8 protein-coding genes are annotated in these 13,782 nt (G+C 72.8%); 3 read left to right on the top strand and 5 right to left on the bottom strand.

What is annotated here, in order from left to right:
- Positions 1-9: 9 nt before the first annotated feature.
- On the bottom strand, positions 10-1,572 hold the full coding sequence (locus tag LXT12_RS10030; protein ID WP_233391601.1) for a methyl-accepting chemotaxis protein: 1,563 nt from the start codon (positions 1,570-1,572) through the stop codon (positions 10-12).
- A 224-nt stretch (positions 1,573-1,796) separates the two neighbouring features.
- Here LXT12_RS10030 and LXT12_RS10025 point away from each other — a divergent pair, with 224 nt between their 5' ends.
- Positions 1,797-2,786: an AAA family ATPase gene (locus LXT12_RS10025; RefSeq protein ID WP_233391600.1), complete on the top strand. Its 990-nt coding sequence runs from the start codon at positions 1,797-1,799 to the stop codon at positions 2,784-2,786.
- A 19-nt stretch (positions 2,787-2,805) separates the two neighbouring features.
- Positions 2,806-3,699 (top strand): 5'-nucleotidase, encoded by an 894-nt coding sequence (locus LXT12_RS10020; protein WP_233391599.1) that lies wholly within the window; start codon positions 2,806-2,808, stop codon positions 3,697-3,699.
- Between the two features lie 14 nt (positions 3,700-3,713).
- Here the strand turns inward: LXT12_RS10020 and LXT12_RS10015 are convergent, their stop codons facing one another.
- Positions 3,714-4,484 carry a PEP-CTERM sorting domain-containing protein gene (locus tag LXT12_RS10015; protein WP_233391598.1) on the bottom strand — a complete coding sequence of 257 codons (771 nt, stop codon included), beginning with the start codon at positions 4,482-4,484 and terminating at the stop codon, positions 3,714-3,716.
- Positions 4,485-4,736: 252 nt separating this feature from the next.
- Here LXT12_RS10015 and LXT12_RS10010 point away from each other — a divergent pair, with 252 nt between their 5' ends.
- Positions 4,737-8,093, top strand: a complete 3,357-nt coding sequence (locus LXT12_RS10010; RefSeq protein WP_233391596.1) for a S41 family peptidase — start codon at positions 4,737-4,739, stop codon at positions 8,091-8,093.
- Here the strand turns inward: LXT12_RS10010 and LXT12_RS10005 are convergent.
- The 3 genes from LXT12_RS10005 to LXT12_RS09995 are packed head-to-tail and all read right to left on the bottom strand — an operon-like array spanning position 8,069 to position 13,715.
- The gene (locus tag LXT12_RS10005) at positions 8,069-11,218 is read right to left on the bottom strand and encodes an efflux RND transporter permease subunit (protein WP_233391594.1); all 3,150 of its coding nucleotides are present in this window, start codon (positions 11,216-11,218) and stop codon (positions 8,069-8,071) included. The genes LXT12_RS10010 and LXT12_RS10005 overlap by 25 nt on opposite strands.
- Positions 11,215-12,483 (bottom strand): efflux RND transporter periplasmic adaptor subunit, encoded by a 1,269-nt coding sequence (locus LXT12_RS10000; protein ID WP_233391592.1) that lies wholly within the window; start codon positions 12,481-12,483, stop codon positions 11,215-11,217. Before LXT12_RS10000 ends, LXT12_RS10005 begins: the two co-directional genes overlap by 4 nt.
- Positions 12,480-13,715, bottom strand: coding sequence for a TolC family protein (locus LXT12_RS09995; protein ID WP_233391590.1), 1,236 nt, complete (start codon positions 13,713-13,715; stop codon positions 12,480-12,482). The genes LXT12_RS10000 and LXT12_RS09995 overlap by 4 nt, the downstream gene beginning before the upstream one ends.
- Positions 13,716-13,782: the final 67 nt, after the last annotated feature.

Raw genomic sequence — 13,782 nt, 5'->3', positions numbered from 1 at the left:
GGCTGCCGCTCAGTTCAACCGGAACGTCGCCACGACGCTGCTGAGCCGGGCGGCCTGTTCCTTCAGGCTTTCGGCGGCGGCGGTGGATTCCTCGACGAGGGCGGCGTTCTGCTGGGTCATGCGATCGAGGTCGGCGACGGCCTGATTGATCTGGCCGATGCCCTGGCTCTGCTCGTGCGAGGCCGTGCTGATCTCGCCGACGATGTCGGTCACGCGCTGCACGCTGGCAACGATTTCCGTCATGGTGCTGCCGGCGTCGCCGACGAGGCGGGCGCCGGCCTCGACGCGGTCCACGCTCGCGCCGATCAGGGTCTTGATCTCCCGGGCCGCCTCGGCGCTGCGCTGCGCCAGCGTGCGCACCTCGCCGGCCACCACCGCGAAGCCCCGGCCCTGCTCGCCCGCACGCGCCGCCTCGACGGCCGCGTTCAGGGCCAGGATGTTGGTCTGGAAGGCGATGCCGTCGATGGTGCCGATGATGTCGCTGATCTTCTGGCTGGAGGCGTGGATCTCGTTCATGGTGCTGACGACCTGCGCCACGACGTCGCCGCCCCGGCGTGCCACGTGGGCGGCGGAGCTGGTGAGCTGGTTGGCCTGGGCCGCCGAGTCGGCGCTGTGGCGCACGGTGCTGGTCAGCTCCTCCATGGCGCTGGCCGTCTCCTCCAGGTTGGAGGCCGTCTGCTCGGTGCGGGCGCTCAGGTCGACGTTGCCGGTGGCGATCTCCGTGCTGGCCGTGGAGATGTTGTCGACGACGCCACGCACCTCCTGCAGCGCACGCCGCAGCGCCTCGCGCATGGCGTCGATGGCTCGCAGCAGGTGGCCGGTCTCGTCGTCGCGGTAGTGGCGCTGCGCCTCGCCGGTCAGGTCCATGTCGGCGATGGCGCGGGCGGCATGCTCCGCCTCGCGCAGCGGGCCGGTGATGCTGCGGGTCAGCAGCAGGCTGAGCACGGCGCCCGTGCCCACGGCCAGCAGCGTGCAGCCGACCAGCAGCCAGATGGTGCGCGAGCGCAGCGCCTCGACCTTCTGGGCCGACGCGTCCAGCTGCTGGCGCTGGCGCTGCACGAGGTTGCCGACGCCGTCGAGGTAGACCTTGGAGGCCGGCTCGAAGCGCTCGGAGAACAGCCGGGCCGCGCCCTCGACATCGCCCGCCTTCTTGGCCTTGCTGACCTCCTCGCGCGCCGAGAGGTAGGCCTTGCGCATCTCGCCGATGCGCGCGAGCAGCTCGCGCTCCTCCGGCGTGTCCAGGGCCGACTCGATGAGCTTCTGCAGCTCGTTGGTCTCCTTGATGGAGGCGGCCGTGAAGGGCGCGAAATACTCGATCAGCGAGGCGTCGCTGCTCTTGGCGATGGCCGCGGCACGCTGCACGCCGGAGGTGGTGTGGCGCATCCAGTCCGACGCGGCGCGCTCCACCTTGAGGCTGCGCTGCTGCATGGCGTCCATCTCGTCGCCGAGGGCGCGCAGCTGCCACACGCCGACGACGCTGCTGAACAGCGACAGGCCCAGGATGCAGGACAGCACCAGCGCGAGCCGGCGGCCGATGGAGCCCTGGCGGGCGATGCTGGAGTTGGATGACATGCGGGCCCCCTTCGCGCCGCCGGCGCCTACCGCCTGCGGCAAAGCCGCGCATATTCCCCGCGCTGCCTGGGGGAAGCCAGCGCGGTCATCGGGTGTGGGCCGGCCGCGCGAACTGCTTCACGAAAAGCCTGTCGCGGCCACGCACCGCTGCCGCATGCGTGGTTTCTCCAGGTCCACGGCGGGCGAGGTTTTTGCTTGAATAGGCACTCGCAAGGAGCCGCGGCATGAGCAGTAACGCCATTACCTGTGTCACCCCACGCATCCCCGTCGCGCGCATGCGCAACATCTACCACGTCGAGGAAGTCACGCGGCGGCTGGACAAGCTCCCGCCCAAGGAGCACGAGTCGCTGCGTGCCACCTACGAGCGCATGATCGAGAAGGGCGAGGAGCGCTTCCAGGTCAAGCCCTCCGGGCTGCCGGCCATGAAGGCCCTCTACGACGAGCTGCCCAACTTCCACGAAGTGCTCGACGACGTGCGCCGCCAGATCGCCCTGTGCAACGACAGCAGCGACGCCCTGGAGATCACGCCGCTGCTGCTGCTCGGCCCGCCCGGCGTCGGCAAGACCCACTTCGCCCGCCAGCTCGCCGATCTGCTGGGCACCGGCATGGGCTTCGTGTCCATGAGCTCGCTCACGGCGGGCTGGGTGCTGTCTGGGGCGTCCAGCCAATGGAAGGGCGCGCGGGCCGGCAAGGTCTTCGAGGCCCTGGTCGAGGGCGACTACGCCAACCCCGTCATGGTCGTCGACGAGATCGACAAGGCGGGCGGCGAGGCCGCCTACGACCCCCTCGGCTCGCTGTACAGCCTGCTCGAGCACGATACGGCCAGTGCCTTCATCGACGAATTCGCCGAGGTGGCGGTCGACGCCAGCCAGGTGATCTGGGTGGCCACGGCCAACGATGCCCGCACCATCCCCGACCCCATCCTGAACCGCGTCAACGTCTACGAGGTCCAGGCCCCCGACTTCGAGGCCGCGCGCGCCATCGCGCTGCGGCTGTACCAGAAGTTGCGCGCCTCGCACGACTGGGGGCGGCGCTTCGACGAGCAGCCCGGCGACGCCGTGCTCGACCGCATGGCCGAGCTGGCGCCGCGCGAGATGCGCCGGGCGTGGATGACCGCCTTCGGCAATGCCCGCCTCGCCCAACGCGAGGCCCTGCTCTGCGAGGACCTGCCCAGCGGCGGCTCCAGGAAGGGCCGCATGGGCTTCGTGCAGTGACAGGGTTCAGAATGCGGGCATGCCCGCCACCCTGAACGGCCAGCTCGTCGTCGCCATCTCGTCGCGTGCCCTCTTCGATTTCGAGGCCGAGAACGAGGTCTTCGAAGCCGGCGATGACCGCGCCTACATGGCGCTGCAGCAGCGCCTGGTCGACGAACCGGCACGGCCGGGCGTCGCCTTTTCCCTCGTCCAGAAGCTGCTCGCCTTCAATGCCGGCGGGCCGCCCCAGGTCGAGGTTGTCGTGCTCTCGCGCAACGACCCGATCTCGGGCATGCGGGTCTTCCGCTCGGCGCGGCATTACGGGCTGGCCATCGAGCGCGGCGTGTTCACCCGCGGCGCTTCACCGTGGCGTTATCTGCGGCCCTTGTCGGCCCAGCTCTTCCTCTCGGCCAACGAGGCCGACGTGCGCCAGGCGCTGGCGGCCGGCGTGGCCGCGGCCCGCGTGATGCCCCAGGCGGCCCGGGCCTCGGCAGCCCACCCGCGCGAGCTGCGCATCGCCTTCGACGGCGACGCGGTGCTGTTCTCCGACGAAGCCGAGCAGGTCTACCAGCGCGACGGCCTGGCCGCCTTTCGCGAGCACGAAAGCAGCCGCGCCCACCTGCCGCTGCCGGCCGGCCCCTTCAAACCGGTGCTCGCGGCCCTGCACCGCCTGCAGCAGTCGCCCGGCGGCGGCATGCGGGTGCGCACGGCCCTCGTCACGGCCCGCAGCGCGCCCGCGCACGAGCGCGCCATCCGCACGCTGATGGACTGGCAGGTCGACGTCGACGAGGCCATGTTCCTCGGTGGCCTCGCCAAGGGTGAGTTCCTGCGCGAGTTCGAGCCGGACTTCTTCTTCGACGACCAAGCGGGTCATGTCGAAAGCGCGGCCGCCCACGTGCCCGCGGGGCAGGTGGCGGCCGGCGTGGCGGCCTGAGGCGGTCGCCCGGCTCAGCCGCGGCGGCGCCGCGCGACGAAGCTCACCACGCCCAGGCCTGCCAGCAGCAGGGCGTAGGACTCGGGCTCCGGCACCGCGGCCGTCACGCTGAGGCTGACGTTGTCGATGGCCAGGCCATGGTCGGCGCCGGCGTCGTTGACGTCGTTCCAGCGCACCCACAGCGTCGAGCCCGCGGCCCAGTCGGTGGCGATGGTGCCGCCGAGGCCGGCGGACTTGCCCGCCACGTTGCCGTTCACGGCTGCGGCGGTCGCGGCGTTGACGAGGGAGTTCACGTCGAAGGCCGAGCCGGCCGACTGCCACGTGCCGACACTGGCGAAGCTGGTGCCGAAGCCGTACTGCACCGTCAGCTTCTGCGTGGTGGTGTTGCCGCCATTGCGCCACTGTTCGCCGTCGAAGTTCAGCGTGAAGCTGCTCAGCGCGTGGCCGCTGTCGTTGGTGAAGGCCACCGCCAGCGTCGGATTGGCCACCGTGCCGCTGGCAACGCTGCCGAGCGCGCGCTCGCCGCCGGCCAGGCCGAAGCTGTAGACGCCGCCGGCGTTGTCGGTGCCGGTGCCGGCACGGTAGGTGGTCAGTGCGGTCGTGCCGTTGAAGAGGCTCCAGCCAGCCAGGGTCGAGTCGTTCGCCCAGGCATTGGCCGTGCCGCTGCCGGCGAGGCTGTCGAAGCTCTGGCTGTAGGTGAAGGCGGTGCTGGTGACCGACACGGTAGCCTGTGCGGACATTGCCGAAAGCAGGGCGGCCGAGGCGATCAGGAGCTTGGTGGTCATGCGCGTATCTCCGGGGTCACGTTGGGGGTCGGGGCCGACTTTCACTAACCCGTCAACTTTGGTCAACGCGGGCAACCCACCCTCCCCCGCGAACCCGGGGGCCGCCTCACCATTCAGGGCCGCAGCTGCACCGGCATGCGGCGCTTCGCGCACCACGGCAGCGCCGGCACCGCCGCGGCGCCGCGCGATGTGACGAATCGGCCGACATCCCCCTCAGCTCCACAATCGCGCCTCCTGCGAGGAGAGCCCTTCATGTCCCGATTCCGTTTCGCCGCGCTCGCGGCCATCCTCGGTGCCACGAGCGCCTGGGCCGGCACCAGCGGCTTCTACCGCCAGCCGGCCCTGCACGGCGACCAGGTCTATCTCGTCGCCGAAGGCGACCTGTGGCGGGTCGGCTCGCAAGGCGGCGAGGCCCAGCGGCTGACCACCCACGCCGGCCAGGAGACCCAGCCCGCCGTCTCACCCGATGGCCGCTGGCTGGCCTTCACCGCCCAGTACGACGGCGGCACCGAGCTCTACCTGATGCCGGCCGCCGGCGGCGTGCCGCGGCGCCTGACCTGGGAAGGTGGCGGCATGCGGGTCTGGGGCTTCGCCGCCACGGGCGAGATCCTCTACACCGGCCTCGACGCCCGCCCCGGCGTCCAGCTCTTCGCCCTGGACCCGGCCACCGGCGCGCGCCGCCAGCTGCCCGTCGGCCAGGCCAGCGATGCCGCCCTGAGCGCCGACGGCAAGACCCTGTACTTCACCCGCAGCGGCCTGCGCAGCGACAACGCCCGCCAGTACCGCGGCGGCGCCATCGCGCGGCTGTGGTCGCTGGACCTGGGCAGCCAGGCCGAAGCCCGGCCCTTCGTGGCCGAGGGCGCCAACGACCGCCGTCCCCTGCCCTACCGCGTGGGCGGCGAGGAGCGCATCGCCTTCCTGTCGGACCGCGACGGCAGCGTCAACCTCTGGTCGGTCAACGCCCGCGGCATGGACCTGCGCCAGCACACCCGCCACGCCGGGTGGGACATCCGCCATGCCTCCATCGACGGCACGCGCGTCGTCTACGCCCTCGGCGCCGACCTCTACCTCATCGACCTGGCGGAGACCGGCGCGGCGCCGCGCAAGCTCGACATCAGCCTGGGCGGCGACTTCGACCAGCAACGCCAGCGCTGGATCAAGAAGCCGCAGGACTTCCTGACCGACACGGCCTTCGCCCCCAACGGCGAGCGGGCCCTCATCGCCGCGCGCGGCCATCTCGCCACGCAGGGCGTCGCCGCCCTGCGCCGTGCGGAGCTGCCCCAGCCGGCCGACGGCCGCTGCCGCAAGGGTGCATTCAGCGCCGACAGCAAGAGCGTCTTCGCCGTCTGCGACTTCAGCGGCGAGACCGAGGTCTGGCGCTTCGCGGCCAATGGCGGCGGCCTGCCGGAACGCGTCACGAGCGGCGCCGACACCCAGCGCCGCGACCTGCTGCCCTCGCCCGACGGCCGCTGGCTGGCCCACACCGACAAGGAAGGCCGCATCTGGCTGACCGACCTCAAGGCTCCCGCGGGCCGCAACACCCGCCAGGTCGCCCAGGGCCACGCCGAGGACCCGCCCCGCCTGGAGGCCTGGAGCCCCGACGGCCAGGCCCTGGCCTGGACGCTGGCGCTGCGCCAGCCCGACCGCAGCCAGCTGCAGCTCTACAGCCTGGCCGACGGCCGCACCCACACCCTCACCACCGACCGCTACGACAGCGAGGGCGCGGCCTTCAGCCCCGACGGGCACTGGCTCTACTACGCCTCCAAGCGCAACTTCGCGACGACCGGCGGCGGCAGCCCCTGGGGCGACCGCAACACCGGCCCCTTCTTCGCCTTCCGCAGCAAGCTCTACGCCCTGGCCCTGCAGCCGGGCCTACGCTCGCCTTTCGCGCCCAAGGACGAACTGGAGACCGCCTCCGACAAGAAGGCCGACGAACAGCGCGCCGAGGACCGCAAGGCCACCGACAAGCATCCCGAAGAACGCAAGCCCGACGACAAGGACAAGAAACCCCCGGCCGACAAGAAGGCCAGGCCTGCCATCGCCTGGGAGGGACTGACCCAGCGCTTGATCGAACTGCCGGTGCCGGGCGGCAATTACCGTGCGCTGCGGGTGGACGGCAAGCGGCTGTGGTTCCTCGACGAAGACCTGGAGCGCAAGACCCACCTCAAGTCCATCGCCATTGACAACCAGGGCGGCCCGGCCGAGATCCTGTCCGGCGACGTGCGCAGCTACGACCTCAGCGCCGACGGCAAGAAGCTCATGGTGGTGCGCAACCAGGGCCAGGGCGCGCCGGAGGTGCTCATCGTCGAGACGGCGCCCAAGCTCCCGAACGACCTGTCCAAGCTGACCGTGCGCTGGAGCGACTGGCAGATCGCCACCCAGCCGCGCGCCGAGTGGCGGCAGATGTTCGCCGATGCCTGGCGCATGCACCGCGACCACTTCTACGACGCCGCCATGCACGGCGTCGACTGGACGGCCGTGCGCGCCAAGTACGAGCCGCTGGTCGACCGCGTGACCGACCGCTACGAGCTGGCCGAGCTGATGGCCCAGATGGTGGCCGAGCTCGGTGCCCTGCACAGCCAGGTCGGCCCCGGCGACCCCCGCCCCGCCCCCGACGAGCCGGGCCTCGCCGGCCTGGGTGGGCGCTTCTCGCGCGTCACCACGCCGGTGGCCGGCTGGCGCGTCGACGCCATCTACGCCGCCGACCCCGAGCTGCCGTCCGAAGCCTCGCCGCTGGCCGCGCCCTCGGTGGCCCTGCAGGTGGGCGACGTCATCACCGCCGTCAACGGCCGGCCCACCGCCGACGCGCCCCACCTGCTGGAGATGCTGCGCGGCCAGGCCGGGCGCCAGGTGCTGCTCGACGTGCGCCAGGCGGCCGGCGGCCGCACGGTGCAGCGCATCGTGACGCCGGTGGCGCAGGTACGCGAGAACCAGCTGCGCTACAACGACTGGCGCTTCAGCCGCGCCCGCGCCGTCGAGACGGCCGGGCAGGGCCGCATCGGCTACGTGCACCTGCGCGCCATGGGCCCCAACGACATCGCCGACTTCGTGCGCGAGTTCTACGCCGCCAGCGACCGCGAGGGCCTCATCATCGACGTGCGCTACAACAACGGCGGCAGCATCGACAGCTGGATCCTGGAGAAGCTGCTGCGCCGCGCCTGGGCCTTCTGGCAGCCTCGCTCGCCAGCGGGTTCGCCGGTCTACGCCAACATGCAGAACGTCTACCGCGGCCATACCGTGGTGCTGATGAACGAGGACACCTACAGCGACGGCGAGACCTTCGCCGAAGGCTTCAAGCGCCTCAAGCTCGGCCCCGTCATCGGCAAGCGCAGCTCGGGCGCCGGCGTGTGGCTGTCCGACCAGAACCGCCTCATCGACAACGGCATCATGCGCGCCGCCGAGACCGGCCAGATCGACGCCGAGGGCCGCTTCCTCATCGAGGGCGTGGGCGTGACGCCCGACATCGAGGTCGACAACCCGCCGCGCGCGACCTTCCTGGGCCAGGACGCCCAGCTGGACGCGGCGATCGCGACGCTGAAGCAGCGCATCGCCGAGCAGCCGGTGCCGGCCGTGAAGCCGGGCAGCTACCCGCGGCCGGTCAGGCCCTGAGGCGGGGCCGGCCGCCTGCGGTGCCGCAGGTACCAGGCGGCCGGCACCACCAGCAGCGACAGCAGCGGCGCCGACACCATGCCGCCCACCATGGGGGCGGCGATGCGGGCCATGACCTCCGAGCCGGTGCCGTGGCCCCACATCATCGGCACCAGGCCGGCCAGCACGATGGCCACCGTCATGGCCTTGGGCCGCACGCGCAGGACGGCGCCTTCGCGCACGGCCGCCCTGAGCGTCGCCTCGTCGTCGGGCTCGCCGGCGGCCAGCCGCCGCCGCCAGGCGTTCTCCAGGTAGACCAGCATCACCACGCCGAACTCCGCCGCCACGCCGGCCAGGGCAATGAAGCCCACGGCCGTCGCCACCGACACCGCATGGCCGAGCAGCCACACCAGCCACAGCCCGCCCACCAGCGAAAAGGGCACGGCCGCCATCACGAGCGCCGCGTCGCCGGCGTCGCGGAACAGCAGGTAGAGCAGCACGAAGATGACGGCCAGCGTCGCCGGCACGACCAGGGCGAGGCGCTGCGTCGCGCGTTCGAGGTATTCGAACTGCCCTGACCACGACACCGCGTAGCCGGCCGGCAGGGCGACCTCGCGGGCCACGGCCGCCTGCATGTCGCGCACCGCGGAGCGCAGGTCGCGGCCCCGCACGTCGACGTAGATCCAGCCCGACAGCCTCGCGTTCTCGCTGCGCAGCATCGGCGGCCCCTCGGCGAGCTCGACCCGCGCCACGTCGCGCAGCAGCAGCTGGGCGCCGCGCTCGGTCACGAACGGCAGGTCGCGCAGCCCCTCCAGCGAGTCGCGCAGTTCGCGCGGGTAGCGCAGGCTGATGGGGAAGCGCTCGCGGCCGCTGACCACCTCGCCGACGTTCTCGCCGCCGATGGCCGTCGCGACCAGGGCCTGCACGTCGGCCACCGACAGGCCGTGGCGGGCCGCGGCGGCACGGTCGACGTCCACGTCCACGTAGCGGCCACCGGTCAGGCGCTCGGCCAGCGCCGAGGACACGCCCGGCACCGTCCGCACCACCGCCTCGATGCGCGTGGCCAGCCGGTCCAGCGTCGCCAGGTCGGCCCCCGCCACCTTGATGCCCACCGGGCTCTTGATGCCGGTGGCCAGCATGTCGATGCGGTTGCGTATCGGCGGCACCCAGAGGTTGGACAGCCCCGGCACCTGCACCGCGCGGTCGAGTTCCTCGACCAGCCGCTGCGGCGTCATGCCTGGCCGCCACTGGTCGCGCGGCTTGAACTGCACGGTGGTCTCGAACATCTCCAGCGGCGCCGGATCGGTGGCGCTGTCGGCCCGGCCGGCCTTGCCGAAGACGCGCGCCACCTCGGGCACGGTGCGGATGAGGCGGTCGGTCTGCTGCAGCAGCTCGGTGGCCTTGGACACCGACAGCCCCGGCAGGGCCGTCGGCATGTAGAGCAGGTCCCCCTCGTCCAGCGGCGGCATGAACTCGCCGCCCAGGCGCAGCAGCGGCCAGGCGCTCAGGGCCAGCACGAGGGCGGCCACGGCCAGCGTCGCCTTCGGGAAGCGCAGCACCGCCTCCAGCGCGGGCCGGTACAGCCGCATCAACAGGCGGTTGACGGGGTTGGCGTCCTCGCGGGGAATCCGGCCCCTGACCAGCAGGCCCATCAGCACGGGCACCAGGGTCACCGAGAGGACCGCGGCCGCGGCCATGGTGTAGGTCTTGGTGAAGGCCAGCGGCGCGAACAGCCGCCCCTCCTGGGCTTCGAGCGTGAAGACGGGCAGGAAGGACAGCGTGATGACCAGCAGCGAGAAGAAGAGCGCCGGCCCCACCTCCACCGCGGCGTCGCTGACGAGGCGCCAGCGCTGCGCCGGCGCCGGAGCCGCGCCCTGCTCGCGCTCGAAGGCCTCGATGTGCTTGTGCGCCGCCTCCAGCAGCACGACCACGCCGTCCAGCGCGGCGCCGCAGGCCAGGGCGATGCCGGCCAGGCTGAGCACGTTGGCATTGAGCCCCTGGCTGCGCATCAGCACGAAGGCGCCGCCCACCGCCACGGGCAGCACCACCACCGCCACCAGGGCCGAGCGCAGGTGCATCAGGAACAGCGCACAGACGACGGCCACCGCGACGAACTCTTCGGCCAGCTTGAGCTTGAGGTTGTCGATGGCCCGGTCGATGAGCTGCGAGCGGTCGTAGGTCTCCACCACCTCCACGCCGGGCGGCAGGCTGGGCTTGAGCCGCTCCAGCTTCGCCTTCACACCCTCGATGGTGTCGCGCGCGTTCTTGCCCGAGCGCATCACCACCACGCCGCCGGCGACCTCGCCCTCGCCGTCCAGCTCGGCGATGCCGCGGCGCATCTCCGGCCCCAGCTGCACGAAGGCGACGTCGCGCAGCAGCACCGGCGTCGCCCCCGAGACCGAGACCGGGATGCCGCGGAAGTCGTCGAGCGACTGCAGGAAGCCGCGTGACCGCACCATGACCTCCGCCTCGGCGATCTCCACCACCGAGCCCCCGGACGACTGGTTGGCCCGGCGCAAGGCCTCCACCACCATGCCCTGCGTGACGCCCAGGGCCCACATGCGCGCGGGGTCGAGCACCACCTGGTACTGGCGCACCATGCCGCCGATGCTGGCGACCTCGGCGACATCCGTCACCGTCTTGAGTTCGAACTTCAGGAACCAGTCGTTCAAGGCGCGCAGCTGGGCGATGTCGGTCCGGCCGCTGCGGTCGACCAGGGCGTACTCGTAGACCCAGCCCACGCCGCTGGCGTCCGGGCCCAGCACGGCGGTGGCCCCCGCGGGCAGGCGGCTCTGCACCTGGCTCAGGGCCTCCACGACCCGCGAGCGCGCCCAGTAGGGATCGGTCCTGTCGTCGAAGAGCACGTAGACGAAGGAGTCGCCGAAGAAGGAGTAGCCGCGCACCGTCCGCGCGCCGGGCACGCCGAGCAGGCTGGTCGTCAGCGGATAGGTGACGAGATCCTCGACGACCTGCGGCGGCTTGCCCGCATAGCTCGTGCGGACGATGACCTGGGTGTCCGACAGGTCGGGCAGGGCATCGACGGGCGTGCCGGCCACGGCGAACAGCGCCGCCGCGGCGAGACCGGCCGCGGCCAGCAGCACGAGGAAGCGGTTGGCGACCGACCAGCGGATGAGGGCGGCGATCACCGCGCACCTCCCGTCGCCGTGGGCGCGGAGGCCGGCGGCCCGGCCAGGCCGCCGAGCGCCGAGCGCAGCCGGGCCTCGGAGTCGACCAGGAACTGGCCGCTGGCGACGACTTCCTCGCCCTCGGCCAGGCCGGCGCGCACCTCCAGCCGGTCGCCGAGGTCGGCCCCGAGCTCCAGCTCGCGCGGCTCGAAGCGCCCGCCGTCGCGGCGCACGAGGGCCACGGCACGGGTGCCCGTGCGCATCACGGCCTCGGCCGGCACCACCAGGCGCGACGCCGCCGGGCCGTCGAAGCGCAGGCGCAGCAGCATGCCCGGGACGAGGCGGCCCTGGCGGTTGTCGATCTCGAAGCGGGCCTGCAGCGTGCGGGTCGCGGCATTCACCTGGGGCAGGATCTCCTGCAGCCGGCCGGTGAAGACCTGGCCGGGGTCGGCCTGCGCGACGGCCTGCACCTTCTGCCCGCGCGCGAGGTGGGCGAGCTGGGACTCGGGCACCTCGGCGACCGCCCAGACCCGGTCCAGGCCGGCGATGCGGAACAGCGTCATGCCCGGCGACACGGCCACGCCTTCGCGAACACCCAGTTCCACCACCACACCGCCGGCGGGCGCCAGCAGCGTCTGGCGCGCCTCGGGGGTGCGGCCTTCCTCGGCCTGACGCACCAGCTCTGCGGGGATGGACAGGGCGCGCGTGCGCTCCGTGGCCGCGGCCAGCAACTCCGCCGAGGCACCCGCTCGCCGCAGCGCGACGATCTCGTTGAGCGGCCCCAGCCACTCGGGGACGAAGACCGTGGCCAGCACCTGGCCGCGCGCCACGCGCTCCATCGGCGAGCGCACCGCCAGCCGCTCCACATAGCCCGGCGCTCGCGTCTGCACCGCGACGCTGACCCTTTCGTCGAACTGCACGGTGCCGACGGCGTCGAAGGCGGTGGCCACCTCGGCCCGCTTCACGGCCACGGTGCGGATGCCGAGGTTCTGCTGCACCCGCGCGTCGATGCGCACGCCAGCGTCGCCGCCCGCGGCGGCGTCGTCGGCATAGACGGGCTGCAGCTGCATGTCCATGAAGGGGGACTTGCCCGGCTTGTCGAACCTGGCGCCAGGCACCATGGGGTCCTGCCAGTACAGCGGCTTGCGTTCACCGGCGGCGGCCGAGGCCGGGGCAGCGGCAGGCGACGGGCCGGAGCCCGCGGCGCTGTGGCGGCCCAGCAGGAAGGCGGCGCCGGAGACCGCGAGGCCGGCGGCGACGAGGGCGACGATCTGCAGGCGGCTCATGAGGCATCTCCACGGGACAGGGGCTTGAAGGCGAGCTGTGCGACGGCGCGGGCCAGGTCGCGCCTCAGCTCGAGGAGGCGGCGGCGCGCCTGGAGTTCGGCATGCCGGGCCTCGAAGAGGGCCGTCAGGCCCGCCTGGTTGGAGCGGTAGGCCGCCAGGGCCGCGACGGTGCGCTGGCGCAGCGGCTCCAGCACGCGCGCTTCGTAGCGCTCGATGCGCTCACCCAGCCTGGCGGCGTCGCTCGAGAGGGCGGCGTACTCCCCGGCAGCGCCGCGCCGCGCTTCGGCCAACTCGGCCTCGGCCTTGTCGAGCAGGGCGAGGCGGGCAGCGCTCTCGCGGTCCTGCCGCGCCGCAGGTGCGATCGGCAGCGGGATGCTGATGCCGAAGGACAGCAGGTCCGGCCGCCCGGACCGCTGGCCGTAGGACAACTCGTAGCTCCAGTTCGGGCGGCGGTTCAGGCGCGTGGCCTGGGCCTCCTGGCGGGCGACTTCCACCTCGCCCGCCCGCGCCACCACGGCGGGGTGGCGCGCGACGAAGGCGTCGGCATCGGCCGGCGTGGGCAGCGCGGGCAAGCCGAGGGCGTCGGGCAGCAGGCCGGTCCAGCGTTGCAGGGCGGCGGCCGCGGCGGCGTGCTGCTGCCGCAGTTCGGCGGCGTCGTCCTCGGCCATGCCCAGGGCGCCGTCCAGGGCCAGCGCCTCGGCGCTGCCGGCGGCAGCTGCGGCCACGCGGGCGCGGCCGGCCTCGCGTTCCTCTCGGGCATGGCCTTCGTTGAGGGCCGCCAGCGCCTCGGCCTGCCCGGCGTAGAAGGCGTCGACATAGGCCAGGGCGGCCTGCAGGCGCGCGTCGGCGGCGGCCACGCCTTCCAGCAGCGATTCGCGCCGCGCCGCGGCGGCGGCCACCGCCTCGCGGGCGGCGCGCTTGTCGGCCGGCACCCACTCCTGGGCGATGCCGATGCGCTTCATGGTCATGTCCTCGGCGGCGGCGTTGAAACGGCTCGCGCCGGTCGCCGGCAGGTTGTCGACGCCGAGATTGAGCACTGGGTCGGGCAGCTGGCCGGCGGCGCTGGCCATCTCGGCGGCACCGGCAGCACCGGCCCGCGCCGAGCGCGCCAGCTGCGAGCGCTGCACGGCGAGGTCCAGCGCCTCGTCGAGGGAGAGGGGGGCCGACACGGCCCAGGGCGCGGTCAGCAGGGCGGCCGCCAGGGCGGCGACACGCAAGGCAGAGGGGGACATTCAAGACTCCGGGAACGAACGGGAAAGCGCCGCGGCCTGCGCCGCGGCGGCACCGATCCATCGACGG

Source organism: Pelomonas caseinilytica (assembly GCF_021353235.1).
Classification (GTDB): domain Bacteria; phylum Pseudomonadota; class Gammaproteobacteria; order Burkholderiales; family Burkholderiaceae_C; genus Pelomonas; species Pelomonas caseinilytica.
This window is presented reverse-complemented; position numbering and strand designations above follow the sequence as displayed.

Bases quoted from the DNA above. Each gene is read 5' to 3' on its own strand.
- LXT12_RS10010 (WP_233391596.1), top strand. From the start codon at position 4,737: ATGTCCCGATTCCGTTTCGCCGCGCTCGCGGCCATCCTCGGTGCCACG.
- LXT12_RS09995 (WP_233391590.1), bottom strand. From the start codon at position 13,715: ATGTCCCCCTCTGCCTTGCGTGTCGCCGCCCTGGCGGCCGCCCTGCTG.
- LXT12_RS10000 (WP_233391592.1), bottom strand. From the start codon at position 12,483: ATGAGCCGCCTGCAGATCGTCGCCCTCGTCGCCGCCGGCCTCGCGGTC.
- LXT12_RS10030 (WP_233391601.1), bottom strand. From the start codon at position 1,572: ATGTCATCCAACTCCAGCATCGCCCGCCAGGGCTCCATCGGCCGCCGG.
- LXT12_RS10020 (WP_233391599.1), top strand. From the start codon at position 2,806: ATGCCCGCCACCCTGAACGGCCAGCTCGTCGTCGCCATCTCGTCGCGT.
- LXT12_RS10015 (WP_233391598.1), bottom strand. From the start codon at position 4,484: ATGACCACCAAGCTCCTGATCGCCTCGGCCGCCCTGCTTTCGGCAATG.
- LXT12_RS10025 (WP_233391600.1), top strand. From the start codon at position 1,797: ATGAGCAGTAACGCCATTACCTGTGTCACCCCACGCATCCCCGTCGCG.